19 protein-coding genes and 1 pseudogene are annotated in these 24,176 nt (G+C 65.7%); 14 read left to right on the top strand and 6 right to left on the bottom strand.

What is annotated here, in order from left to right:
• Nucleotides 1-692: 692 nt before the first annotated feature.
• Together OG990_RS24065 and OG990_RS24060 are read right to left on the bottom strand one after the other, a co-directional pair.
• Nucleotides 693-1,460, bottom strand: a complete 768-nt coding sequence (locus tag OG990_RS24065; protein ID WP_406077249.1) for a DivIVA domain-containing protein — start codon at nucleotides 1,458-1,460, stop codon at nucleotides 693-695.
• A 240-nt stretch (nucleotides 1,461-1,700) separates the two neighbouring features.
• Nucleotides 1,701-2,006 (bottom strand): annotated as a pseudogene (locus OG990_RS24060) (VOC family protein); the annotation flags it as partial.
• A 134-nt stretch (nucleotides 2,007-2,140) separates the two neighbouring features.
• Between OG990_RS24060 and OG990_RS24055 the strand changes: the two are divergent.
• Nucleotides 2,141-2,917 carry a very short patch repair endonuclease gene (locus tag OG990_RS24055; RefSeq protein WP_406077248.1) on the top strand — a complete coding sequence of 259 codons (777 nt, stop codon included), beginning with the start codon at nucleotides 2,141-2,143 and terminating at the stop codon, nucleotides 2,915-2,917.
• Nucleotides 2,918-3,127: 210 nt separating this feature from the next.
• The gene (locus OG990_RS24050) at nucleotides 3,128-4,444 is read left to right on the top strand and encodes an ATP-binding protein (protein WP_406077247.1); all 1,317 of its coding nucleotides are present in this window, start codon (nucleotides 3,128-3,130) and stop codon (nucleotides 4,442-4,444) included.
• On the opposite strand, the gene dcm is transcribed toward OG990_RS24050, so the two are convergent.
• A complete protein-coding gene (dcm, locus tag OG990_RS24045; RefSeq protein WP_406077246.1) occupies nucleotides 4,434-6,518 on the bottom strand; it encodes a DNA (cytosine-5-)-methyltransferase in 2,085 nt (694 codons plus the stop codon). The two genes, OG990_RS24050 and dcm, sit on opposite strands and share 11 nt — an antisense overlap.
• Before the next feature lie 236 nt (nucleotides 6,519-6,754).
• On the opposite strand from dcm, the gene OG990_RS24040 reads away from it, so the two are divergent.
• The 6 genes from OG990_RS24040 (at nucleotide 6,755) to OG990_RS24015 (ending at nucleotide 17,786) form a co-directional block, all read left to right on the top strand.
• Nucleotides 6,755-8,740: an AIPR family protein gene (locus OG990_RS24040; RefSeq protein WP_406077245.1), complete on the top strand. Its 1,986-nt coding sequence runs from the start codon at nucleotides 6,755-6,757 to the stop codon at nucleotides 8,738-8,740.
• Between the two features lie 42 nt (nucleotides 8,741-8,782).
• On the top strand, nucleotides 8,783-10,297 hold the full coding sequence (locus OG990_RS24035) for an ATP-binding protein (RefSeq protein ID WP_406077244.1): 1,515 nt from the start codon (nucleotides 8,783-8,785) through the stop codon (nucleotides 10,295-10,297).
• Nucleotides 10,294-11,283, top strand: a complete 990-nt coding sequence (locus OG990_RS24030; RefSeq protein WP_406077243.1) for a PD-(D/E)XK motif protein — start codon at nucleotides 10,294-10,296, stop codon at nucleotides 11,281-11,283. Before OG990_RS24035 ends, OG990_RS24030 begins: the two co-directional genes overlap by 4 nt.
• Complete coding sequence (locus OG990_RS24025; RefSeq protein WP_406077242.1) at nucleotides 11,280-14,183, top strand: Z1 domain-containing protein; 2,904 nt, start codon at nucleotides 11,280-11,282, stop codon at nucleotides 14,181-14,183. Before OG990_RS24030 ends, OG990_RS24025 begins: the two co-directional genes overlap by 4 nt.
• Nucleotides 14,184-14,316: 133 nt before the next feature.
• Nucleotides 14,317-16,548: an ATP-binding protein gene (locus OG990_RS24020; RefSeq protein ID WP_406077241.1), complete on the top strand. Its 2,232-nt coding sequence runs from the start codon at nucleotides 14,317-14,319 to the stop codon at nucleotides 16,546-16,548.
• Between the two features lie 56 nt (nucleotides 16,549-16,604).
• Nucleotides 16,605-17,786: a hypothetical protein gene (locus OG990_RS24015; RefSeq protein ID WP_406077240.1), complete on the top strand. Its 1,182-nt coding sequence runs from the start codon at nucleotides 16,605-16,607 to the stop codon at nucleotides 17,784-17,786.
• A 181-nt stretch (nucleotides 17,787-17,967) separates the two neighbouring features.
• Here OG990_RS24015 and OG990_RS24010 read toward each other — a convergent pair whose 3' ends face one another.
• The 3 genes from OG990_RS24010 to OG990_RS24000 all read right to left on the bottom strand — a co-directional run bounded on the left by OG990_RS24010 (nucleotide 17,968) and on the right by OG990_RS24000 (nucleotide 20,584).
• Entirely contained in the window at nucleotides 17,968-18,516 is a 549-nt protein-coding gene (locus OG990_RS24010) for a GNAT family N-acetyltransferase (protein WP_406077239.1), read from the bottom strand.
• The gene (locus OG990_RS24005; RefSeq protein WP_406077238.1) at nucleotides 18,513-19,850 is read right to left on the bottom strand and encodes a helix-turn-helix domain-containing protein; all 1,338 of its coding nucleotides are present in this window, start codon (nucleotides 19,848-19,850) and stop codon (nucleotides 18,513-18,515) included. The genes OG990_RS24010 and OG990_RS24005 overlap by 4 nt, the downstream gene beginning before the upstream one ends.
• A 215-nt stretch (nucleotides 19,851-20,065) precedes the next feature.
• A complete protein-coding gene (locus OG990_RS24000) occupies nucleotides 20,066-20,584 on the bottom strand; it encodes a flavoprotein (RefSeq protein ID WP_406077237.1) in 519 nt (172 codons plus the stop codon).
• A 218-nt stretch (nucleotides 20,585-20,802) separates the two neighbouring features.
• On the opposite strand from OG990_RS24000, the gene OG990_RS23995 reads away from it, so the two are divergent.
• The 6 genes from OG990_RS23995 to OG990_RS23970 all read left to right on the top strand — a co-directional run bounded on the left by OG990_RS23995 (nucleotide 20,803) and on the right by OG990_RS23970 (nucleotide 24,044).
• Nucleotides 20,803-21,036, top strand: coding sequence for a hypothetical protein (locus OG990_RS23995; protein ID WP_406077236.1), 234 nt, complete (start codon nucleotides 20,803-20,805; stop codon nucleotides 21,034-21,036).
• Nucleotides 21,033-21,329 carry a hypothetical protein gene (locus tag OG990_RS23990; RefSeq protein WP_406077235.1) on the top strand — a complete coding sequence of 99 codons (297 nt, stop codon included), beginning with the start codon at nucleotides 21,033-21,035 and terminating at the stop codon, nucleotides 21,327-21,329. The genes OG990_RS23995 and OG990_RS23990 overlap by 4 nt, the downstream gene beginning before the upstream one ends.
• Nucleotides 21,326-22,396, top strand: a complete 1,071-nt coding sequence (locus OG990_RS23985; protein ID WP_406077234.1) for an FAD-binding oxidoreductase — start codon at nucleotides 21,326-21,328, stop codon at nucleotides 22,394-22,396. The genes OG990_RS23990 and OG990_RS23985 overlap by 4 nt, the downstream gene beginning before the upstream one ends.
• Complete coding sequence (locus OG990_RS23980) at nucleotides 22,396-22,701, top strand: DivIVA domain-containing protein (protein ID WP_406077233.1); 306 nt, start codon at nucleotides 22,396-22,398, stop codon at nucleotides 22,699-22,701. Before OG990_RS23985 ends, OG990_RS23980 begins: the two co-directional genes overlap by 1 nt.
• 719 nt (nucleotides 22,702-23,420) lie before the next feature.
• Complete coding sequence (locus OG990_RS23975) at nucleotides 23,421-23,579, top strand: hypothetical protein (protein ID WP_406077232.1); 159 nt, start codon at nucleotides 23,421-23,423, stop codon at nucleotides 23,577-23,579.
• 90 nt (nucleotides 23,580-23,669) lie between these two features.
• The gene (locus OG990_RS23970) at nucleotides 23,670-24,044 is read left to right on the top strand and encodes a GIY-YIG nuclease family protein (protein ID WP_406077231.1); all 375 of its coding nucleotides are present in this window, start codon (nucleotides 23,670-23,672) and stop codon (nucleotides 24,042-24,044) included.
• Nucleotides 24,045-24,176 lie beyond the last annotated feature (132 nt).

The raw sequence follows: 24,176 nt of genomic DNA, 5'->3' as shown, positions 1-24,176 counted from the left end.
GGGTCGGCGGTGGCGTCGGCCAGCGCCGGGCGGTGGTCCCCGGCCGCGAGTGCCTCCAGGCCGAACACCTGCGGCGCGAAGTGGTACAGCCCGGCGACCTCGCTGGCCACCGCGTACATCTCGAAGGGGTGGAGATTGCCGGCCGAGGGGGCGGCGCGGAACCAGAGGTTGTCTCCGGCGGTTCGGGTGACGCCGGCTGAGTAGAACAGCAGGCGGGCGAGGAGTTCGCCGTCGATGGTCGGGTTGCTCGGCGGTATCCGTCCGGACAGGGTCACCGCGGCCGGCGCGGCGGTCGGCGGCAGGTCGCGGTGGAGGGGGTGCACCGGCGTCTTCCCAACCTCGCCGAGCCCGGCCCGAGCGGGCGGGCGGCCTGATGGGGCGGCGGGGCAGACGGACGCGTCGCGCGGTGTAGGTGGCCCATATGCCGCCCCGCGCGCCCACACCCGCCACCTCGTGGGCAGCGAACGCCGCGCGAGGTATCGCCCCGACGGCGGGACAGGGGCGCGGGTCGTAGGTCGCCAGGGCAGCGCCCGGCGTACCTCAACAGCTCTCACGGACCTGTCAGGGTCGGCCTCCGGCGGCAGAACCGGCGACCGCCCCTACACCCATACCAGCCACCCTGCGGTGACAGATCCCATGAGCGCACGACGTCGCGCTTCGGGTAGTGCCGGTCCACCTGATCGGCGGGAACGCTATCTGGCATCCCGCTTTTCGTCATCCCACCGCGCCAGTGCGTCGGAGAGGTCGTCCAGGAACGCGTCGACCTGCGCGCGGTCGTACCCGTGTATGGCGGCCGGAAGGCTTCCGCGAGCCCGTTCAATCTCTGCCTTCGCCCCGAAGCGCTTCAGCATCACGTCCGAGATGAGCGCCTCCTGGCCCTGCCTGATGAGGTGATTCACCCTGGCCGGGTCGTATCCGCGCAGCACCATCGTGAAGTCCGGCGAGTCGAAATGCTGCCGAATCAGCTGCCGAAAATCGGTGAAGCGGCTGCCGCCGAAGCGGGCGAGGGCGGCCCCCACCTCGTCCGGCGCTTCTCGGACGTCCTGCAGTTCAAGCAGGACCAGGCAGGGACGGTCGTCCACGGGGCTTCGTTGGGTCAGCGGACGATTGAGGGCCGACCCGCTGGCCGGCACCAGCAACAACACCGGGGAGGGCGTCTTCCTGCCGGTGAGAACCGGCAGCGGCTGATCGAGGACGATCGTGTCGATCTCGGCCCACGGCACCAGCCGGTCGATTCCAGGCAGCCGTACGGTCAGCCCTTCGGTCCCGATGTGGAACCTGAACGGCCGGAGCCCGTAGAAGGCGAGTATGGCGCCCATCAACAGGCTCAACACGCCGATGATCAGTGTCCCGATCCCACGGAAGGCACTGTCAGTCCGGCCGCACAGCAGCATGAAGATGCCGAACGCCCAGAACGCGATGCCACCGACCAGGATGGATCGGCTCCTGCGAAGCTCCACGGTCCTTTCCTGCTTTCCCGAAGGGTGCTGACGCAAGCGTTTCAGCCGGGCGCAAGCGGCTATGCCCGGCGTGGCGGAGAGGCCAGCCGGTCGATCTCAGGCGGCGATGGCCCGAGCGGCGGCGTACATGTCGGCGGGGAGCCGATGCTGCAGCCGCCAGATGATTCGCATGGGTCGGTCGCCGCTGTGCTCTTGGTACGTCATCGGCCCGGCGTACAGGTACGGCGGCGCGCCCAGGGCGAAGTAGGTCGGGTGGTACTCCGGCCACACGCGGGGCTCGTGCAGCACTTCCGCGCCGGCCTTGATGGCGGCATCGTGGAACGCCTCGACCGCGGCGCGGTCGTCGGCGGTGAAGGCCAGGTGCAGCTCGCGGGCCTCGCCGGGGGTTTCGGTCGGGCCGAGCCAGAACTCGGGGCGCTCTCGGCCGTAGCCGATGACGTTCGGGAACTCCAACAGTCGGCTGCCGCCCAGCGGGGCGAGGATGGCGTCGTAGAAGGCAGCGCTGGTCGGGAGGTCGCGGGCTTGGACCGACAGATGGTCGATCATCGCTGGCTCCTCCACGAGTGTCTGTGCCCTGGGCTGAGGTCACGCTAGCGACGGGGTGTGACGCGCGGCCCGTGTTCGCAGCGGGCGCGGCCTGGAACGAGAGGTAATCGTTGTGCCAGGTCTGGCAGCGGTCGATGGGACATCACGAGGTAAAGCCACGGAACGAGGGAGTCATCGGATCGACGTCGGCCTGGCCGGTGGCGCCCACCGGCGCACGAGCTGACTTACGGCTTCACGCGCCCTCTGTTGCGCAGCTTCACCAGCTTGCGCGTAGGGTGCTCGCGGAGCAAAGCGGCTTCGCCGCTCTATCGTCCGAACCGTGGCGAGAGCAGGCACGGAGGCCTCGACAAGGTGAAACTTCGGCGGGAGCAATGACTAGTTCTGACGATCCTGTCTCCCCTCCATCGACGGACGGCGGGGGCGGCTGGGTTGCCACGGTCGAGGGATTGCATCTGCGAGGCCGGCGAACCCGCGACACCGCCCCCGAGGTCGCGCTGCGGCGTGCCGTACACGCGCTCGGTCTTCGCTACCGACTGCGACGGACCCTGTCGAATCGTTGCCGGCCGGACCTGGTGTTTCCAGGTCCGCGAGTCGCGGTGTTCGTAAACGGATGCTTCTGGCACGGTTGCCCGCGGCACGGGCCATCTCAGTTCAGGGGGCCCAACGCGAAGAAGTGGGCGACGAAGATCGCCACCAATCAGGCGCGTGATCAGCGCATCGACAACGAGCTGGCCGGAAGCGGCTGGCGAGTTGTCAGGGTGTGGGAGTGCGAGGTGCGTCGGGGGGCAGAAGAAGCGGCGCGTCGGGTTGCCGCGACGGTGCGTGGACAGTTGCTGTCGGAGTCCACCGCGGCACCTGGCGTTACCGCAACCGTTCACTCGGTCAATTCCGTGTCAGGCGATCGCGGTTGACGGAGTCGGCCGTACTGGTGTTCTAATTGCGCGGTCGAGGTTCGGAAGTGAACCTCAAGAGGAGTACGGGGCTTGGGAAACCCGCCACTGGCGGGAGCGGCTTTCTGCGCGATGCGCCGGTTGCCGCCAAACTGGGTGCGTCCCCCGACGTGGCGCACGGCGAGTGTGACATCCTGGTCCCCGTCGTTGTTATCGAACGGAGGAAGCGTCGTGGGCGTGCAGAACATGTACAGCGTGGCACCGTCTGCAGCACGGTTGACCGACTCCCTGCGTGACATCGGCTATGACTTTCCTACTGCGGTGGCCGACATCGTCGACAACAGTGTCGCCGCGGGTGCGGGTCGGGTCGAGATCGATATCATGTTCGACGGCTCGGAGTCGTGGGTGATGATCGCCGACGACGGCGAGGGTATGAGCGCGAACGGGCTACTGGAGGCGCTGCGCTACGGCAGTCGACGCGACTACGGTCGCGGCGATCTTGGTCGGTACGGGCTGGGGCTGAAGACCGCATCGCTGTCACAGTGCCGATCGCTCACGGTAGTGAGCCGCAGGAGGGCTGCCACAGCCCGCACCGTGTCGCGGATGATCGATCTCGAACTTATCGCCGAGATGGACGACTGGGTCGTCGCGGAACCTGACAGCGACGAGCACCTCGCCCGCGCCCGCGCCACGGTGGCAGGCCCGGGTGGAACCGTGGTGCTATGGCGGAGGCTGGACCGAGTCCTGCCGGAGCGCAACCCGGAGGGCGGCTGGGCGCGCCGCCGGCTGGAGGCGCTGGCAAAGAAGACGGCGGACCATCTGGGCACAGTCTTCCACCGCTTTCTCGAGGGTGACGTCGGTACCGGCCTCGTGATTACGGTCAACGGTGAGAAGGTCAGGCCATGGAACCCGTTCGCGCCGGACGAGCCAGCCCGTGAGGCACTTCCTCCGCTGCGCTTTGAGGTAACCGTCGGTGAGGCTACCGGCATGGTGGCGCTGCAACGGTACGTCCTGCCGTCCCGTGATCAATTCAGCTCGTCGGGGGAGTTCGAGCGGCTGTCGGGCCCACTCAACTGGAACCGTCAGCAGGGCCTGTACGTCTACCGTGCCCAGCGACTTGTCCAGTGGGGCGGTTGGAACGGTATGCGAGGTATCGACGAGCACACCAAGCTCGCGCGTGCGTCGCTCGACTTCGACACCGATCTTGACATCGTCTTCAACATCAACGTCGCGAAGATCAGGGTGGCGATGCCGCCGCAGCTGCGCCAGCTGCTCGAGCGCCCCGTCCACGAGCTGTGTCTGCGCGCGGACGACGCCTATCGCAAGAACTCGCGCAGTGCTTCCGAGGGCCCGAAGGCCTCGTTTGAGCAACTCACTGCTATTTCGCGAAGCGAAGCGTCGGCATCTGGGCCGTCCATGCCGGTCGTTGGCTTGGCGTTGCGGGCAGCGGCGATGCGCGCAGGCGAGTACTCGGCGCTGCAGCGCATCGGGGAGACGCTGCGGGCCGAGGCCCCGGACATTGCGGCGGCGCTCGGCTTCAGGGATTGATCACAGCCGCGAGCCGCGAGGCGCGACTCCGGCGTACGGCGGCTTCGCTGCACGTGGCATTGAGCGGGCAGCGCGGGCACGCAGGTTCGGTGGGCCGGCAGATGGAGGTGGCCACCTCTATCAGGCCGAGGTGCGCCCGCCGGGCAGTAGTGTCGTCGCCGATCATTCGGGCGACGGCCAAGCGTCCCGCCGTCATTCTGTTACTGCGCTCGGGGTGCTCACCGGTGAAGCGGGCGGCGACGCGTGGAATGCCCTTGGTGATGAGCACGGGCTCCTCCGCGTCGTCCTCGCCGCGGGTCGGAACCGCGAGGATGGCGAGGTCGATTACCGAGGCATCGACGCCCTGGAGATCGATGATCTTGTCGTCATCGAGAAGGTCGGGTTGCGACGCGACCGTGCGCGCCAGTTCGAGCAGCCGCTCGCCGCGGTGCTCACGTTGGATCCACCGTCCCATCTCGATCAGCTCGTCGCCAGCGTCAACGGTGTCCTGTGGCTGTTCCCAACGCGCCAGCAGCGGCCACACGAACCGGACCTGATCAGGGGCGGCCCGGTCGAGGAGCATCTCGGCCGAGATCACCTGCCAGCGTGTCCGGGCGCACAGCCACGGAAGGGCTGGTTCGTCGAGGGTGTCGAACCAGTTGGCGAGCGCCTCGGCGATGTCGCGGCTGCGGTAGTTGACCGGTCGGCGGGCATTCAACGCTGTCATCACGGCGCGCCCGAGTTGGGCGCCCAGCGCAGGCGGAACGGCGTTGCCAATCTGGCGGAAGGCCGCCGATGGGGGGCCGGCGAAACGGAACCAGTCCGGGAAGGTCTGGAGCCGTGCCGCCTCACGCACGGTTAGTGTGCGGTCCTGGCGGGGGTGGATGTACCAGTAGCCGTCCTTGGCGATGTGCGCGGTGATCGTGCGGGAGTAGTCGTCCTCACTCAGACGCTTGTACTTGTCGTCGAAGATGTCATCGCGGTAGCGCTTGACGTCGTCTGGCAGGTCCGAGTACCGGGTGTCTGCGCCCATCATGTCGAAGGCTCGTTGGTCGTCCTCGCGTACCGGTCGGGTGATGTGGTCGAAGACCTTGCCGGCGTCTCGTGGCACGACGTCCCGACGCATCTCCTTCTGGAACGCCGAGACCGGACCGTCGTAGTCTGTCCAACCGTCCGCCCCGCCCTCAGGTCGCCAGCCGCCCTCCACCTCGGGCAGGTCGCCGATGGCGTTCCACACCGACACCCGGTCGGGTACCTCCTCCGGCCAGTCGAAGGCGACACCGTCGCGCAGTGCTACCAGAATCAGCCGCTGCCGGAACTGCGGCACGCCGTATCGCAGCGTGTCAACGACCCGTTCCTCGACGGCGTAACCGATGGACTCCAGCTCGTGCACCATGGTCCGGAGGATGAACATCTCCCGGTCCAAGGCCATGTCCGGAACGTTCTCCATTACGACGGCGGCCGGTCTGGCCAGCTGGATCACTTCCAGGAACGAACGCCACAGGTCCCTGCGCTCGTCGTGCGCCGGGCGGAGGCCGTGACGGACCTGGTGGCGGATCAGCGAGCGGCCCGCCCGGGAGAAAGGTTGACACGGTGGGCCACCGGCAAGCAGCTCGATCCCTGCCGCCTTGATCAGGGCGGCGATGCGTGTGACGTTGGCCGACTCTCCGAGGTCACAGTCGAGCGTCAGACCGGAGTAGTGGTGCCTGTGCGTCTCGACGGACTCAGGGTCGCGATCCGCCGAAAGGATCACGCGGAATCCGGCCTCGGTGAGGCCGAGGCTCAGGCCACCCGCGCCGCTGAAGAGATCGGCTGCCAGCCGCTCGCCCCGCCCGCGGCACGCCGTCGCGAAGCGGAGAAACTCGTCGTCGTCCGCGCAAGCGTGCGGGTGTGGCGCCAAGCGCACGAACGGGCCTCGTACGAGCTTGACCCCGTAACCTGCCCGACGTTGTGCGACACCATCGTCCGTCACCCCTGCCACCCCTCCGGATCGGTCTGAACGCACTGGGCAGGTTACCTCTGCGGGCCGACGGTGCAGACCAGCCGCCCCAGCATCGACGTCCACATCTCGGTTCATCACCGGCCGGCCGCTCATAGATCTTGGTACAACCGGTCCGGAAAGGGTCCGACGGGCCGACGGCAGCTCGGCCCAGTGGGTCTTGTCGCAGTGTCCTTAACGTGGGAAGTTGGTGCCATCAGCGACTGAATCGGCGCGTACCGTCACCGCACGATGCCGAGCAAATCCTCCGGAGAACCGCATGCTCCTCACAAGTCCGCCTGGGATGTGTGGCCCGCTCCACCCTGCCTGCGTTCTGCGACGCAGAGGTTCGCGTGGCTGAACCGGACATCGGTGCCTACGCGCACAGCCTTATCGAGGACGTCAGGGCCCAAGCCGAGATCGAGGGTTGCGACCTTCAGGAGGCGTTCACTCAGCTGATGCTTGACCAGTTGGCTGCCGACGGGCACACCGAGGACGCCGTGGCCGTGCACTTCAAGGACCACGGAGTGGAGGTCAGTGGCTACGGCGCGGCGTCTGACGACCGTTCGCTGGACCTGTTTCTCACCTACTACAGCCCTCGTGCCGACGACGACCACAAGGTCGGCCGGGCCGAGGTCGAGGCGGCGTTCAGGCGCTTGGAAAACTTCCTGTCCCGCTGCGTTGTTGGCACCCTCACGCAACGGGATCGTTCTTCAGATGTGGCTGGCATGTGCAACGCGGTCAGCGAGAAATTCGGCAGTGTCGAGTCGGTCCGTCTTGTGCTGGTCACCAACGCCCGCAGCGTGGTCCGCGACGGTGTCGCCCCGATGTTGTTCGAGGGGCGGCACGTCACCCGGGAATTGTGGGACTTACGCCGCCTGGCCAACTGGTCAGCGTCCGGGAACAAGGCTGAGCCGATCGTGGCAGAGTTCCCCCGGGGGCTGCCCTGCCTGGCGACCCCACGCACGGACGAGGACTACTCGGTCCTTCTCGCCATCGTGCCCGCCCGCGGCCTCGCCGATCTGTACTCGGCGCACGGTGCGCGCCTGCTGGAGCTGAACGTCCGCTCGTTTCTGCAGGTGCGCGGGGCCGTCAACCGAGGGATTCTTGACACCCTCAGGAGCAACCCCGAGCGGTTCCTCGCCTATAACAACGGAATCGCCGCCACCGCCTCAAAGGTGGACTTCGAAGACGTCTCGTCTGGTGAGCGGGTGATCCGCCGCATCCACCACCTGCAGATCGTCAACGGTGGGCAGACCACCGCGACCATTCACCACGCCCACCGCAACAAGGTTGACGTCGGTGCGGCGCACGTGCAGATGAAACTGACGCTCGTCTCACCGGACAGGCTCGACGACATCGTTCCTCAGATCTCGGCCTACTCCAACACCCAGAACCGCGTCACCGCCTCCGACCTGAAGGCCAACAGCGCGTTCCATGTCGACGTCGAGCGCATCATGCGAACCCTGTGGGCGCCGCCCAGTGCTGCGCATCCCCACGACACACACTGGTTCTACGAGCGTGCCCGCGGCCAGTACGCCAACGCCCTGACGCGTGAGGGCACGCCTGCCCGGCAGAAGGTGTTCAAGGCCGCCAACCCTCCGGCCCAAAAATTCACCAAGTCTGACCTGGCCAAGTTTGAGCACTCCTGGGCAATGCAGCCACATCTGGTGAGTCTCGGGGCGGAGAAGAACTTCACCCTGTTCTCGCAGCGGCTCGACGAGCAGCCTCCGGCGGTGGACAAGCAGTACTGCCGGCACCTGGTGGCCAAGGCGATCCTGTTCCGGAAGGTTGACAAACTCGTCGCCAGACACAACTTCGGCGGGTACAAGGCCAACATCGTCACCTACACCATCGCCAAGCTGGTCCAAGCCACCCGGGGCAGGATCGATCTCGACCGCATCTGGCGGACCCAGGACCTCACCACCGCCCTGCAGGACGCGATCACCGACGTCTCCCTGCTCGTCCAGAAGGTCATCACGTCGCCTCCTGAGGGCAGAACCAACGTCGGCGAGTGGACAAAGCGGCCGGAGTGCTGGACGGCCGTACACGACCTCGAATGGATCGTCCCCACACCAATGGCAACGGAACTGGCCGATGTCGACACATACGGCCTCGACATGGATCTGATCAGGAGTACCTCCGTCACCGACTGGGCCGAACTCGTCGCATGGGGCGCCGACACAGGGATTCTCAACGCCGAGCAAGGTCGGTCCGCGGCGGAGATCGCCCAAGCCCTCGATCAGGGGTGGGACCCCGCCGGAAAGCACGTCCGCGTCGGACTGGAGGCCATGCGCCACGGCCGGCGCAACGGCTTCCGCCCGGTCAGCGGATTCTGAAGCCTCGCCGGCACCGCCGGCCACCACTACGGGGAGCGGTAGATGTCTGTCTGGTCTCAGGAGGTTCCCACCGAGGGGTCGGTGGAGCTGCCTCCCGATCCACGGGCCATGGACGCACTCGGCCGTAACCATTCGCTGGAGACCGCCTTGGCCGACCTGGTGGACAATTCCATCGACGCCGGCGCCACCGACATCCTCGTCCGGTTCGTCCAACGCGACATCCGGCTGGTCGGCCTCTACGTTGTTGACAACGGCCAGGGCATCGAGCCCGAACGCATCGACGACGCTATGACCGTCGGCGGGCAACGCCGGTACACGGGCGAGGATCTCGGACATTTCGGCCTCGGGCTCAAGGCGGCGTCGTTCAGTCAGGCCGCCAGCCTCACCGTGCTGTCACGTGCCGCCGGACGGCCGGCTGTCGGTCGGCGGTGGCAGCTCAACGCCAGCCGGCAGGGCTTCGGCTGTGACATCGTGCCGGCCACGTTCGCCGCGGCAGAACTCGACCGCGACTGGCAGCTCCCGACAAGCGCATCGGGGACGGTCGTGCGGTGGGACCGTGTCAACGGATTCCCCTCGTCGGACGATCCCGACCAGGTCGACGAGTTCCTCAGCCGCACGATCTCGCACCTGCAAGGACATCTCGGCCTGACCTTCCATCGCATCCTCGTTGACCGGGGTGTGCGGATCGTCATCGACGTGGAGGACACCAACCTCGGTGCCGGCGTACGCCACCCGGTGGCGCCGATCGACCCCTTCGCCTACTCCGACACACTGCCCGGCTGGCCGAAGGACCTCATGGTGCGGACCGACCAGACCAACGTGGTCCTCCGCTGCCACATCTGGCCGCGCCGGTCCAACGCACCCGAGTACCGGCTACCCGGCGGAGCGGAAACGCGACAGGGCCTGTATTTCTACCGGCGAGGGCGACTCCTGCACGCCGGGGGCTGGGAGGGCATCCACGCTGCCGACACCCGACTACAGCTCGCCCGGGTCTGTATCGACATCGACGGCGACGCCACCGGAATGTTCGTCATGAACCCCGAGAAGTCCCGGGTCTCGGCAGGACCCCGCTTCGCCCACGCCGTTGCCAGGGCCCGTGCCGACGACGGCACCACGATCACCGACTACCTCCAAGCCGCCGAGGCAGCATGGATCAACGCCACTCGGCGGACGACCGCACGACGCAAGGCGGTGATACCGCCCGGTAAGGGACTCCATCCCAGGGTCTCCCGCGAGATCCGCAACGAGCTGCCCCTGCTCCACGACGACCCCCTCAACATTCAGTGGAAGCGGTTCACAACTGACGCGTTCCTCGAGTTCGACCGCGAAACCAGGACGCTGTGGCTCAACCGGGCATACCGGCAGGCCTTGCTCGGCGGACGCCGCGGAGGCATGAACGATCTGCCTGTGCTCAAGGCGCTGCTGTTCCTGCTCGCCGGCAACGTCTTCGAAGGCGTGCACTTCGGCGCTCGCGACAAGGACAACATCGATATCTGGCAGGAAGTCCTCACCGCCGCCGCGAAGGCGGAGAGATCAGCCTTCGAGGCCCGGTCGTGACCGCGCCAGCCGACCGTCACCTCAGTACCGACAGCTTCGCCGACTACCTCCGCAGCCCGGTCCCGATCGACCACCCGATCCCCGGGTTACCTCGGATCGTGCTCTTCGTCGACCCACAGAGCAGCCGGGTCGGGCTACGCGGACCGGCAACGCCTCACGAGGTGCCACCGCTGGGGCTCGAACACCTCACCGTGCACGCTGTTCACCACGATGGCCAGCGCCTAATCGAGATCGCCGTCACCGACTCCCGTCTGTTCGTCGATGCCTATCCCCTGCTGTGCGCCGTCGCCGACCGGGTTCAACTGGACCGGCAGACAATTACCGCGGCGCTCACCGAGACCCTGCGTCGCCTCGGACACCTCCTACAGACTGAGGATGTCCTGTCGCAGGAGAAGGAAACCGGACTGGTCGGGGAGCTCCTCGTCCTCGCCGGCCTCGCGCACACCGTCGGACCGGACACCGCGCTCGCGTCTTGGCGAGGCGGGCAGGCCGAGGAGCACGACTTCGGGCTTCCCGATCACGACATCGAGGTCAAAGCCACCGTCTCCGAGCGGCGCACCCACTGGATCTCGTCGCTGACCCAGATGGTCGCGACCGGCGAGCGACCACTCTGGCTGGTGTCCCTGCAGGTCACCTCGGCCGGCAGCGGCGGACGCACACTGCCGGACCTCATCGCAGGAGTCCGCACCCGCCTGCCGTCCACGACCCAATGCACCGCGTTCGACGACCTGCTGCGCAGCTCGGGCTGGCGTGACCGGTTCGGAGCCACCTGCCAGCGGCGATGGCGACTACGAACCCCGCCAGAGGCCTTCCAGGTCACCGAGGCATTTCCCCGCCTCACGCCCCGGCTCCTGGCAGACGCAGGCGTCGACGGCACGCGCGTGACCGACATCCGCTACCGGCTGGACCTGACCGGGCTGACCGGCCATCCGATGCCGCAGATCCTCACCGACGCACTCACGAGGGGACAGCTGGAACTGCCATGAGCGACATCGTCACCACCGCCTACAGCGCCGCACTCGACGCCATGCAGCGTCCCGGACCCAAACGCCTGCACGCGCTGGCCGCAATGCTGGGCGGCGATGCCCCGGACATCGCAGACGGGTCCGCGCTCCTGACGCACCTACGAGACGTCGGCCCCGAGGACGCCCTGCGCCAGCAGTTCGCCCACACCCTGGCCGCCTGGGACCACGAACAGAGCAGCGCCACCTGGACCGACGGCACCAGCCGCAACACCGCCGAACGCCGCGCAGCGGTGATCGCCGCGCTCGGCGTCGACGAGCCGACAGCGGACCTGTTCGCGGACCTGTTTCCTTATGCCGCAGCCGACGGTCCCATCGTCATCGCCGACGACTGGGAGGAGTGGCGTACCCCGGAACGCCGCACCGAACGTAACTTTTACTGGGCGCACTACCACCGCTACCTACTAGACAAGTGGCGCAACCCGGACGCCGTCGCCGACCTCGACAAGGCCACCGAGGAGGTCGTCCGGCGACTGTCCGACCCAACCCGACCCGTGGCATACCAAGCGAAAGGGCTCGTGGTCGGTTACGTCCAGAGCGGCAAGACCGCCAACTTCACCGGCGTCGTAGCCAAGGCTGTCGACGCTGGCTACCGACTCGTCGTCGTCCTCACCGGCACCACGAACATGCTGCGCGCACAGACCCAGCGGCGCCTCGACATCGAGCTGTGCGGCCGCGAGAACATCGAGCGCGAGATCTCCCCGCACGACCAGAAGGCGCACGAGTACCAGGACGACCCTGACTGGAAACGCGACCGCTTCGTCCGTCACGGCGGACGGCCCTCCGACGCCGGATACCCCGACATCCACCGCCTCAGCAACCATGCCGGGGACTACAAACGGCTCAAGATGGGCTTCTCCGCCCTAGAGTTCAAGGGGCGCGAGCGTAACCGGAAGTTCTTTGATGCCGCGAACCTGCACACGAGCGACGCTCGTCTCGTCGTCGCCAAGAAGAACGCCCGCGTCCTCGAGGACCTAGTGGCGGACCTGGGCCGTATCAGCGACCGTCTCGGCGAAGTGCCAGTGCTGATCATCGACGACGAGTCTGATCAGGCGTCGGTCAACACTGTGAGTCCGAAGAAGTGGAAGGAAGACAGCAAGAAGCGCACCGCGATCAACCGGCTGATCGGGCAACTGCTGCGGATGATGCCCCGGGCACAGTACGTCGGCTATACCGCCACCCCCTATGCCAACGTGTTCGTGGACCCGTCCGACGTCGAGGACATCTTCCCCCGAGATTTCCTCATTGCCTTGGACCGGCCCGACGGCTACATGGGCGCGGACGATTTCCACGACTTCGACGCTGAGCTGGCCCTCGACCAGCGTCCGCTCGAAACGTCGAAGGAGCGGGCACACGTCCGCTACCTCAGCGACGAACCCGACGACGACGAGCTGCGCCGGGCTGTGGACATGTTCGTCCTCACCGGCGCCCTGAAGCTATACCGCCAAAGGCACGGCACGTCCTACCGGCACCACACAATGCTCGTCCACGAGGCGATGGGCAAGGATTCCCACCGACAGACCGCCGCATTGATCGGCACCCTGTGGAACACCGCCGGCTACTACCGGGCGACCGGTTTGGCCCGGCTACGCGACCTTTATCATTCCGACGTCCTGCCCGTGTCCCGCGCCCAGGCGCCCACGCTGCTTACGCCGGACAACTTCGACGACCTGCATGTCGACATCGGCGAAGCGTTGAGACTCATCAGCCCGGCCGACCGGAACAGCAGCCCGGTGATCGTCGTGAACAGTGACAAGGACCTCGAGAGCCAGCAGGAAAGCCTCGACTTCGACAAGCGCGAGATCTGGCGCATCCTGGTCGGCGGCAACAAACTTGCCCGAGGGTTCACCGTCGAAGGGCTGACTGTCACCTACTACCGGCGTGCCACCACCCAGGTCGACACCCTCATGCAAATGGGTCGATGGTTCGGCTTCCGACCTGGCTACCGAGATCTGGTCCGTCTCTACACCACCCCCGACCTGCACGAGATGTTCGAGGCCGCCTGCCGCGACGAGGACTTCCTCCGACGGGAACTGCGCCAGTACGCCACCCCGACCGAGGGAACGAAGCAACTCACCCCGCGGCAGATCCCGCCCCTCATCGCTCAGCACCGGCCGGACCTTCGACCAACCGGCCGCAACAAGATGTGGAATGCAAAGCTCGTGTTGAAGAGCTCACCGGGCAAGCCCATGGAACCCGTGGCCTTCCCGTCGACCGCGTCGAAAATGAGACACAACATTGAACAGTGGAAGCCACTGCTCGCCGCCGCCGACCGGACCGTCAGATTCGCGGTGCCCGGCGCGAGTACGACCTACGAGGCGGAGATCGCGGTCATCAGCCACGCGGCACTACTTACCGTGCTCGGTAACCTTGAGTGGCTCGCAGACGACACCTTCCAACCCGAACTCGCGTGGTTGCGCCGGCTTAGCGCTGATCAACTGGCACGTTGGGTCGTCCTGCTACCCCAACAGACAAGGACCAGCACTCGGCGCGTGGTCGCAGGACACGGTCCCTTCAGCATCTTTGAACGCCGGCGCACGTCGTCCGGCGCCTCGTTCAGGGTGTTCAGCGAGGAACGACACCGCAACGCGGCCATGAGGATCGCCGGAGTCGAGACGGCGACCCCGGATCCCGGAGCTGACGGTCTCAGGGGCGAGTCCACGGGAGCGATTATCCTTTACCCCACCGTCGAGAGGGACAACCTCGACCGCGGCCAGGACGACGCCATCGCCGATGAGAAGGTCACCATCGGATTCCACCTGGTGACCCCTCCCAGTACGGTGCCTGCCGGCGGCAAATTGATGCACTGGGTGACGGTGGATAAAACAAATCCCGGAGCACTCGTAGTGGATGTTCTGCCCTGATCGGCGCGCAGGCCCAGTTTTCCCAGTGAGAACTAGGTGGGCGGAGCCGGTGACGAAAGCAAGACCCATCTCCGTCGATGAAGTTGGTCATGACCCGACACGATGTGGATCGGTCAGAAGCGGGAGATGTCTTATGAAGGATTCGATCGCATTGCCGGGGCGGCAGGTGCTGCGACCGCGGGCCCGGATCATGTTGACGCTCGGCCAGGAGCTGATAAGCAGCGAGGCGGTCGCCCTAATCGAGCTAGTCAAGAACAGCTACGACGCAGATGCGAGCACTGTGCTCGTGTCCTTGCAGGATGAGACACGGCAAAGACCTGCACGTTTGGTTGTACTGGACGATGGCCTGGGAATGTCGGCGAGCGTAGTGGCAAACACCTGGTTGGAGCCGGCCACTCCGAGTCGCCGACGTAGAAAAAAGAGCCCTGCCGGGCGACGATCGCTCGGCGAAAAAGGGATCGGACGATTTGCGGCCATGAAGCTCGGGCGCCGCTTGAATCTCGTCACTCGAAATGTCGCAGACGCGACCGATGAGTGCTATCTCTCGGTGGATTGGGACGCTTTCGCTGATGATGAAGCCTACCTCGATGAGATTCCTATCCCCTGGGGAGTGCGACCCGCCGATGCCTTCACGCGAGGCGGCGATGTGGCCCTCACGTGGCGAAAGCGGATAGGCCTATACGACGACAACGCTTCGCCGGGCAGGGATGCTTTTCCTAGTCCGCTTAGTGGAACAATTATGGAGATGGAAGGGCTTCGTACTGCCTGGAACGAGAATATATTAGAAGATGTGCATAGATCGCTTTCTCGTTTGATCTCTCCGGCAGCTGATGATCTGCTCCAGAGAAGCTCACGGGATTTCAGAATCTTGCTCGATTTGCCGCCGAGGCTCGGGAGCTACTCCGGATGGGTGGGTGCTCCGGATGAGCTAAGTCGTCCTCACTATCGGCTCTTGGCGTCCGTCGACGCTGGCGGGACAGCCCGCATTACGATGCGACTTCGAGGGGAGGGTGAATCGCGTCCCACCATTCAGGCTCAGCTTCGAGGGGTGGGTGGGAGGATCCCCGTTTGCGGCCCCTTCACCTTCAATTTGCGGGTTTGGGATCGGGATCGTGAGGGCCTGCAAGAGGTCGCTCCAGGAACGCCGTTTCAAGACTTTCGTCAACTCCTCAATCAAGCTGCCGGTGTTAGCATGTATCGCGATGGCTTCAGGGTTCTTCCTTATGGTGAACTCGGGGATGACTGGCTCGCTCTTGACCGGAGAAGAATCAACGACCCAACTAAGCGGTTGTCGAACAACCAGGTCATCGGAGCAGTCAACATTACCCGGGACATGAACCCTTTGCTCGTTGATCAAACGAATCGCGAGGGTTTGGTCGAAGGGTCGGCGTTAGATGACCTACGCCAGCTCGTCAAGGAGCTTATTCTACAGGTGGAGAATGCGCGGTATGAGGTAAGGCCGCGCGACCCTAAGAGAGTTCCTTCCCGAGTTAATCCACTTGAATCTTTCCAGCTCACTGAGCTGAGAGATGCAGTTGCTGCCCGCGCTGACAATCAGCTCCTTGCCTTAGTTACCGACACGCAGGAGCGTTTGGACGAACATAGTTCTGAGGTAAAAGAGGTCGTAGCTCGTTATCAGCGTCTAGCGACCCTGGGTCAGCTCGTCGATCGAATGATCCATGAAGTGGCTCAGCCTGCTCTTGCTGTTAGGCAAGCCGCGGTGGCCGGTCTAGAGATAATCGAAGATTCGCAGACCTCGGCGCAGCCTCGACCTTCAGAATGCCAAACGCTGCTCGAGGAACTTGAGGTCGAGTTCAAGGTTGCCAAAAGTCAAGCGCGTGTTGTCAGTGATGTACTTCAAAGGCTCGCGCCATTTGGCGGCAGGCGCAGGGGAAGACCGCACCTGGTGGTTGTCGAAGAGGCCATGCGAGACGTTTGTCGCATTCTTGAAGGTGACATCAAGGCTCACGGTATTGAAATAACTCTCCCAGCGGGGGAGACGGTGGTAACTGTAGACGGAACAGAGCTCCAAGAAATTCTCTTGAATTTAATAGCCAACAGTCTTTATTGGGTTGGGCGGGCACGTGCGGGCCACGTCGGTACTGTAGCTGTGAGGATGTCAAGAGAGTCTGACGGAAGCCTCAGTATTTACGTTTCGGACAACGGTCCAGGTGTTCCAGAGCCGGATCGGGAAAGGATTTTTGAGCCTTACTTTACGACGCGGGAAGGTGGTGTTGGGCTAGGGCTAACGATCGCGGGACAAATTATCGAGGACTACTACGGCGGATCCCTTGCCCTCATCAGCCCAGGCGAGCTGGGGGGGGCAACTTTTAGGGCGAATCTAACGAGGCGGGTGGGGGCGTGATGACTAATGTGAGTGAGCCGAGGTGGCGAGTCCTGCTAGTCGAAGACGAGCCAGAGTTGGCACGAGGCACGAGCGGTTCATTGCGTCGGAGGCCAATAAATGCAGCGGGTGAGTATGCGAGCGTTGAGGTTGTCGAGTCGTTTGAGGCGGCGCTTGGCGTCATCGAGTCGAGCTATATCGATATGATTATTCTTGATATCCGTGATCAAGGTGCGGTCGCGGCCGCGGAGGGAATCAGTGTCGCCGTAGGGGATGATGCGACGTTGGCAGACAAGGGACTCTCTGTCTTCAAGGAAATGAGGCAGCGAAGATTCATCCCCATCGTCTTCTACTCAGCCGTTGCGCATCTTGCCAAGGCTTTGCATCAACCGCCATTCGTGACGGTTGTCAGTAAGCTTGATGGCGGGGACACCGTTCTTCGTGATCGAATAAGGGATGTCTTTGATTCTGGTTTGCCGACACTCAATCAAGCGCTTGCGCGCCACGTCGAGGAATCTCTCCGGACCTTCATGATCGACTTTGTTGAGAAGGAATGGAGTGAGCTGGGTGATCCTGCACGTCGCCCTGACTTGGCTTATCTTATGGTCCGCCGCCTAGCCCGCTCGCTTGATTCTGGAATGATCCCGGAGCTGGCTGCTGAAACTGCAGTCGCCGCTCACGGGAAAGTTCATCCAACTCGGCTGTACGTAATGCCGCCGGTGGGTGACCTTGTTACTGGCGACCTTCTCTTTTCGGACGAGGGTGGATGGTTCGTTCTACTTACGCCCGCCTGTGACTTGGTTGATCGAGGTGGAGGCAAACGAAAAGCCGAATTCGTGGTACTGGCGCAGTGCCTCCCGCTGACCGAAGCGGCAGAGTATGCTAGCTGGTGCGAAGCAGGGCGGCCAGAAACCTTCAAGGCGCTGGATTCGCTGATTGCAAACAACCGGCTCCAGTATCAGAAAGACCGCTATTTCTTCCTGCCCGGTGCGTGGCAGCACCCAGATTTGATCGTGGACCTTCAGCGGCTTGCCCACCGACCCTTCGGCGACCTTCACGATCTGCGACGTCTGGCGACGCTCGACGACCCCTACGCGCAGTCGCTTGTTGCTCAACTAGGACGATATCTGGGTCGGATGGGTACGCCTGACCTGGACGTTGTCTCGGTTAGGAAAAGAATTCCGTCTGCTAATTCTGCCGCTGATGTTCCAGTGCAGGCAGACAGACGGTCGCCTGAACCAAGAGAAGCAGGTGGATGATTAGATCGGCAAGGTGCGCTTGGTTTTGGGGCGTCCGTCCAAAAGCAGGCAGGCCCTCCAAGCCGCTCACGAGCTTCACGTGCAGTTTGAGGGGAAGGGGTGTTGATGCGGTTGCCAGAAGGCAGAGCATCAACACCCTTCGCTGCGTCCGCAGCTCCGCGCTGTGTTGGGACTTACTGGTCTAGTCGACGACTATCGTTCGAACAAGGACATCGAAGGTCGGGGCGCCCTTCCAACTGGGCTGCAGCTGGGCCGCTTCGCTCCATCCCCATGAGTGGTAGGCGGCGTGAGCAGCGGCGTTGTCGGGGCGCACTAACAAAGTTGCCCGCTGCTCGGCCCGTCTGCCGATCATCTCACCGTGTAGCGCCCGTGCAATCCCGCGGCGCTGCCAGGCTGGACGCACCAATAGTTCAGAGACCGCGAACGTCCGTCTCCCATCCTCTTCCGTAAATCCTTGCGGAACGGGCTCCTGAATGCCCTCCCACCACTTCGTGTCATGCGACAGCGGAAACCCGTAGATGTAGCCCACCAGGTCCCCGTCGACCGACGCGGCCACCAGGGCCCAGCCATCTCTGGACACGTGCGCTGCAAGCTGACGCCGGTACCGGTGATCGTTGTAGAGGGGCCCATCCTTCGCGTGAGCGTCCAGGTAGACGTCCACCAGTTGATCGACCAGTTCCCGGGCCTCGTCGGCGGTGTAGTGCTGCAGATGCAATCTGTCCAGCATCATGTCCTCACGCTGTCGTATGCCTCGACGAAGGCACGGGTCCGGGGCGTCTTTCCTGCCGAAGCTCCAAGACGCGATCGGACTTCGGCGAGCAGTCGCGATACACGTCCGGACTGCACCGGGCCCAGTAGTGGGAGCGCTTCGATACCCACCCTCGCCGCTTCATCCACATCGCCCTTCCACCACTCCGCCCGGGCGAGCTGGACTTTGTAGTAGACCGCGTTCCGTCGATGAGCTGCGGAAGGGGCTCCGGTTACGGCGCGGAAGGACGTCGCCGCACGCTCGGGCTGGCCGAGCACCAGATAGGAGAGCCCACCAATGCCGGTGACCTCCTCGGCCGTCACGAAGGAGATGAACGGCAGGTCATCCTCGTGACTGCCGCCGTCGAACTCACTCCGGGCCCGAGTCATCTGTCGTTCGAAGGTGGACCTGTCCTGCATCGTGGCGTGCGCGTGGGCTGCTCGGAGGTGCAGCAGGGTCCGCAGTCGGGGTGTAGCCCAGCCGGTGGAGGCGCGAAGCGCGGCGTCCGCGCACTGCACCGCCTCGGCCGGCCGATCCTCCCGTAGTAGCAACGACATGCAGGCCAGCGCACGTACTTCTACCCGCAGGTCATCCGCGATCCGGGCGCGAGTGACCGCTTCATCGAGAAAGGGACGTGCCTCCGCGCGGCGGTCCGCGTCGATGGCGAGCCAGGCTGCCTGGATCGCCAGATCCGCCAGAGCGCCTTGTAGTGCATCACCGACGGAACGGCTGTAGGTCGTAGTTGCCGCCCAGGTGGAAAGCCGTCTGTGTACCTGGATGGCGGCATCGCAGAGTGCGTTCGCGCCTATCACTGCGTCTGCTGAGCGGAACGCCTCAACGAGTGAGGCGGCGTACTGCACCTGCTCCATGCCAATGGCCCGCGGTGGCTCTACCTGGTTGACCAGCAGGCCCAGGTTCCCAGTTGCGCCGATGCCGGCAAGAGCGGCGAGTGCGTGAAACTGTCGGCGATCCGTGGTGCCACCTTCTTCGTACGTATTCATTTGGGACTTGGACGGCCCGGCAACGACTTGGTCTGGCAGGGCAAACCAGAGACAGGATTCTGGTATCCCGAGAAGCTCTGCCCAGTGTGACAACCGGTCCAGGTGTACGAGGGGCGGCCCGTTCTCCACCCGGCTTAACTGCGCCTGCGTGATTCCCAGCCACCCCGCCACCACGGTTTGCGGCAACGCGACCCGCCCGTGGTACGGATGGCATCGGTAGGCCCGGATCACCCGCCCCAGATGCCGCTCCGCCAGGGCGCGCCGGACCGGCTCGTGGTCCCAGAAGCTCGCCGGCACCACCGGCGGCGCACTCAAGCGATCACGCTCGGCGGCCTGGCACGGCGTACACCGTCCGCTGTCGTTGTCCCGTGCCAGCCGTCCGCCGCACCGAGGGCAGTTCGCAGGTGTCACCGGTGGCCCCATCCGTCTCGCATCATCGAGCCCATCCATTGAACACGTTCTGTGGAGGGCCGGTATACGCGCGACGTATATCCCATGCCCACCGAACCACTAGGCATATAGCCGCCTCGTCAGGGCTGGCGAAACGACCGCAGCGCCTCGACGACCACACCCCATCGCCCCGGCCCGTGCATCGGGTTCAGCGCGTTCCCGTCGGCGACGACAACGCCCGCACCGCGCAGCACCGCCAGGTGACCGCCGTACGCCGGATGCGCCGCCAGCTCTGCCTTGACGTGCGGGAGAGCAACGATCGGGAGGCCCGCGCCCAGCGACTCGTTGAGGACGCCGAGCGCCAGGGTGTCGTTGATGCCGAGCGCCCACTTCGCCATCGTGTTGAACGTGACCGGCGCGGCCAGCACCGCATCGGCCGGCGGGTGCGGCTCCGGGTCGCCGGGCATCCGCCACTCCACGCGTACGAGATAGCCGGTCTTGTCTTCCAACGCCGCCCGGTTGAGCCGCGGCGCGGCGGTGGGACTGAGGATCAGGCATACCCGCCATCCGTCGGCGATCAGCAGGTCGACCAGCTCGTGGATGTGTTCCGCCGGACCCGCGGCGCAGACGACCAGATACAGCACCGGGCGTTCCGTCATGACCGCAGTCTGCCCGACCAGGACGACCCGTAATCGACCAAATGCGGACCGCGCATGCACTCGACGATCATCGCGACATACCGGCGTACCTGGTCAACCGCGAGGGTCGACGCATGGCCCGGGGCGGGTGCCGGCTCCGGAGCTGCGCCGACCCGAACGGCGCAGCTCCGTCCCCGCCCGCCCCGGCGCCACTCATCCGTCAACGTCTCGGAGCCGGCATGCCCACCCTGATCGACGACTTTCCGGTCCTCACGCCCGTCACCGACGAGGACCTGCACACCGCGCTGCGAGCGGTCACCATCCACGTTCCCGAACGCTGGCCGCAGGGCGAGCTGTGCCGCAGCGAACGCGTCCCGTACCCGTGCCGGCTCGCCCGCTGGGGACAGGCGACCCTCGAAGCTGCCGGCTTCAGCGAAACCGAGGTCGAGCACCTGACCTGGATGCGCCCATGACCGCGGCTGAGGCGGTCGCCCGTTGGCTGCGCCTGGTGGTGGCGGACACGGAGCTGTCGCCGTACCTCATCGGGGGTGACCTGGGCCGACTCGCCGCGCACCTCACCGCGAGCCTGGCGAACGCACTCGACGGCGAGCCGGCGGCGGCGGACGGCTGGCACGGCCTGGGACTGTCCGAGGCGCAGCACCGGCGGGTCATCGACTACCTGGTGGGAGTGCTGTGGGCGTTCGACCTGCCCGACGACCAAGTCGCCCGGGTCCAACGGGCGTTCAGTGGCGAGGTGGACGCGTGAACCTTGCCACCGCCTGGGCGTCGGTCGACGATCGGGCCGCCAGCGACTTCTGGTGCACCCTCGAAGATCGTCGTCCGGGGCTGCTCCCCAACCGCGACGCCGCACTGTTCTTCGCCACGCTTGGCCAGCTCATGGCCGGTGGCGGCGACGCGGCGAGCCGGGCCGCACTGCTGATGGTGCTCGGCCGCGCCTACCGTCGCTTTGACCTACTCCCGCACGCCACCACCATCGGCGACGCGCTGCTCGCCACCGTGGCCCGGCACGCCCACCCACTGTGGACACCACAGCTCGCCATCGCCGGAGAGCGCGCCGTGTGCCGCGCCACCCATGCCATCCGTCGCGCCGCCGCCCAGGTCGGCGACGGGCCGGCCTGGTGGCCCGTCCAGGTGATCGGCCACGACCGGCCGTCGCCCGGCATCGTCATCCTGACGGTACGTCCCTGGCGGCGGCTGCCCTACCAGCCCGGCCAGGCCGTCCCGGTCTGCACACCCCGCCTGCCGGGGCACTGGCGCTGGCTCTCGCCAGCCAACGCCCCGCGCGCAGACGGCACCGTCGAGCTGCACGTCCGCGCCATACCCGCCGGCACCGTCTCCCACCGCCTGGTCCATGACGTACGCCCCGGCGAGCTGCTCTGGCTCGGTCCACCCGGCAACACCGGCTTGGGCCTCGACCCGGCGTGTACCGATGATCTGCTGCTCGTCGCCGGTGGCACTGGCCTGGCCCCGCTGCGCGCCCTGGTTGAACAGGTCGCCGCGGCACCGGACGGCCGGCGGGTGACGCTGGTCGTCGGCGCCCGCACCTTCACCGACCTGTACGACTCGATCACCCTCGACAAGCTGCAACTCGCCCACGACTGGCTGACCGTCGTGCCGGCCTTCTCCGATGACCCGTGCGCAGATCCGGCCGAGCAGGGCGACGCCCTGACCATCGCCTTCGACCTTCACCAGCGCGATCAGGAGATCTACCTTTGCGGCCCACCCGCGATGCTGGCCGCCGCCCGGTCACGGCTGCGTGCCCTTGGCATCCCCGCCGGGCGCGTCCACCTGCCCGAGAGCTTCGCCCGCTGATGGCTGTCTACCGGAGTCGACACACCTTGACCGGCCCGTTGACCCCCGACCGGATCGCTGCGGTGGCCCTGCCCCGCACCCGGCTCGGCCGCCGCGGCTACGAACCCGATCACGTCCACGCGCTGCTCTACCGACTCGCCCAGGAGCTCCACGAACGAGGCCGCCAGCTCGACCTCGCTCAAGCCGAGAACCACCGCATCAAGCACGCCCTCCACACCTGGCAGACCCAACAGGCGGGTTCCCAGGAGAGCTGGCGGGGCCGGTTGGGCGTCGATTCTGGACGGAACCGCGTGGAGCCTGATTGACGATGCCGCCGTGCGTGGGTCGACGAAGGGAAATGCCCCCACCCGCTGTCGGAGCCGTGGTGGGCGCCGTTGCCGTCCATGTCAGCCGCCGCCTCCGCCGGTCCGTGCCAGCCCTGCGCCATGGACGGGTGCGCGCTCCTGCCCGATCGGGCACCGTGGGCGGAGCGTCGGTCCAACTATTCGGTACCACCGCACAAATGATCAAGGCTCTGTGCTGGCTGTTTGCTGATCATGGCGAACCGTCCGGGCGATGGCATTCACGGCCAGAAAACACCGAGGGTTTCCCTGTGCAACCCAATCCGTCACCCGACACGGGCAACGGTTACCCGCAGCCATCGGACCCGGCCCAGCCGATCCCCCCGACCGCGTCGTACCCGACCACGCCCGCCCCATACCCACCGCCGCATGCCGCGCCGTACTCCGGCCCGTCCGCTGTCCATCCACCACAGTCGGCCGTGCCCTACTCGGGTCCGCCGGCGGGTTACCCGCCGCAGTCAGCGGCGCCCTATTCGGGTCCGCCAGCCGCTTACCCGCCACAGTCGGCCGTGCCCTACTCGGGTCCGCCGGCGGCATACCCACCGCAGTCAGCTGCGCCCTACCCTGGTCCTCAGGCTGCCTATCCACCTAGGCCGTACGCGCCTCAGCCGCCGGTCCCGCCCCAGCAGGCGTACCAATATCCCGGCCAGCCTGCGCACTATCCGCCGCAGTTTGCCGCGCCGATGCCTCCACCCGTCTACACCAGGGAATACATCGGCACAGGGTTCCACGTAGCCCACATCACGCTCTCCGTACTCACCGGTGGATGCTGGCTGCCGGTGTATGGCCTGCTCTACTACAAGAAGTCCCGACCGAAGACGGTGACCAGCTACGGGCGGTGACATCGGGGCATCTGTCGCGACGGCATGACGACGGGCATCCTCGGCGAAGACGGGATCACGAAAACGGATTCGCGTCGGTAGCGTTCGGGGATGCCCGATGCCGCAGATCTGCTTGCCGATTTCAGTCCACCGCAGCCGTACACCAGGGGAGCGGCCGACCGTGCTCCCCGCTCACCGGGTGTGCACGTGGTCCTGGAGCGCGGTGTGGTCCTCTATGTGGGGAGAACAAAGAACCTGCGCGACCGCCTCCGGCAGCATCTGACCGGAGACCGGATTGCGTCGGTCCTGCACGAGCAGGTCGGTCACGAAATCGACAAGCGCGGCATCGAGGCGACGGCCTCCGATGTTGCCGACTGGTTGGCCCAGCGCGAGGTCCGTTGGCACGAGACCGACAACCCGGAGGCCGCGAAGGACGCCCTCGTGCTGGCTTTGAAGCCCCGCTTCAACCGGCAGATCCCCAAGTAGCGAGGATGCGCCGGGGGTGGAGGGCGGCACCCTAAGTCTCCAGGCCACGCCGAGCCTGCGCGCTTCCGGTCCGTTACGCGACGTAGTCGGCTTGGAGATAATGCCTGGTCAGGTGGCTACCTACCGTGAACC

Origin of the sequence: Micromonospora sp. NBC_00858, assembly GCF_045207365.1 — a bacterium.
GTDB lineage: Bacteria > Actinomycetota > Actinomycetes > Mycobacteriales > Micromonosporaceae > Micromonospora.
Note: the sequence above shows the minus strand (reverse complement) of the source record. Positions and strands in the feature narration are given on the sequence as shown.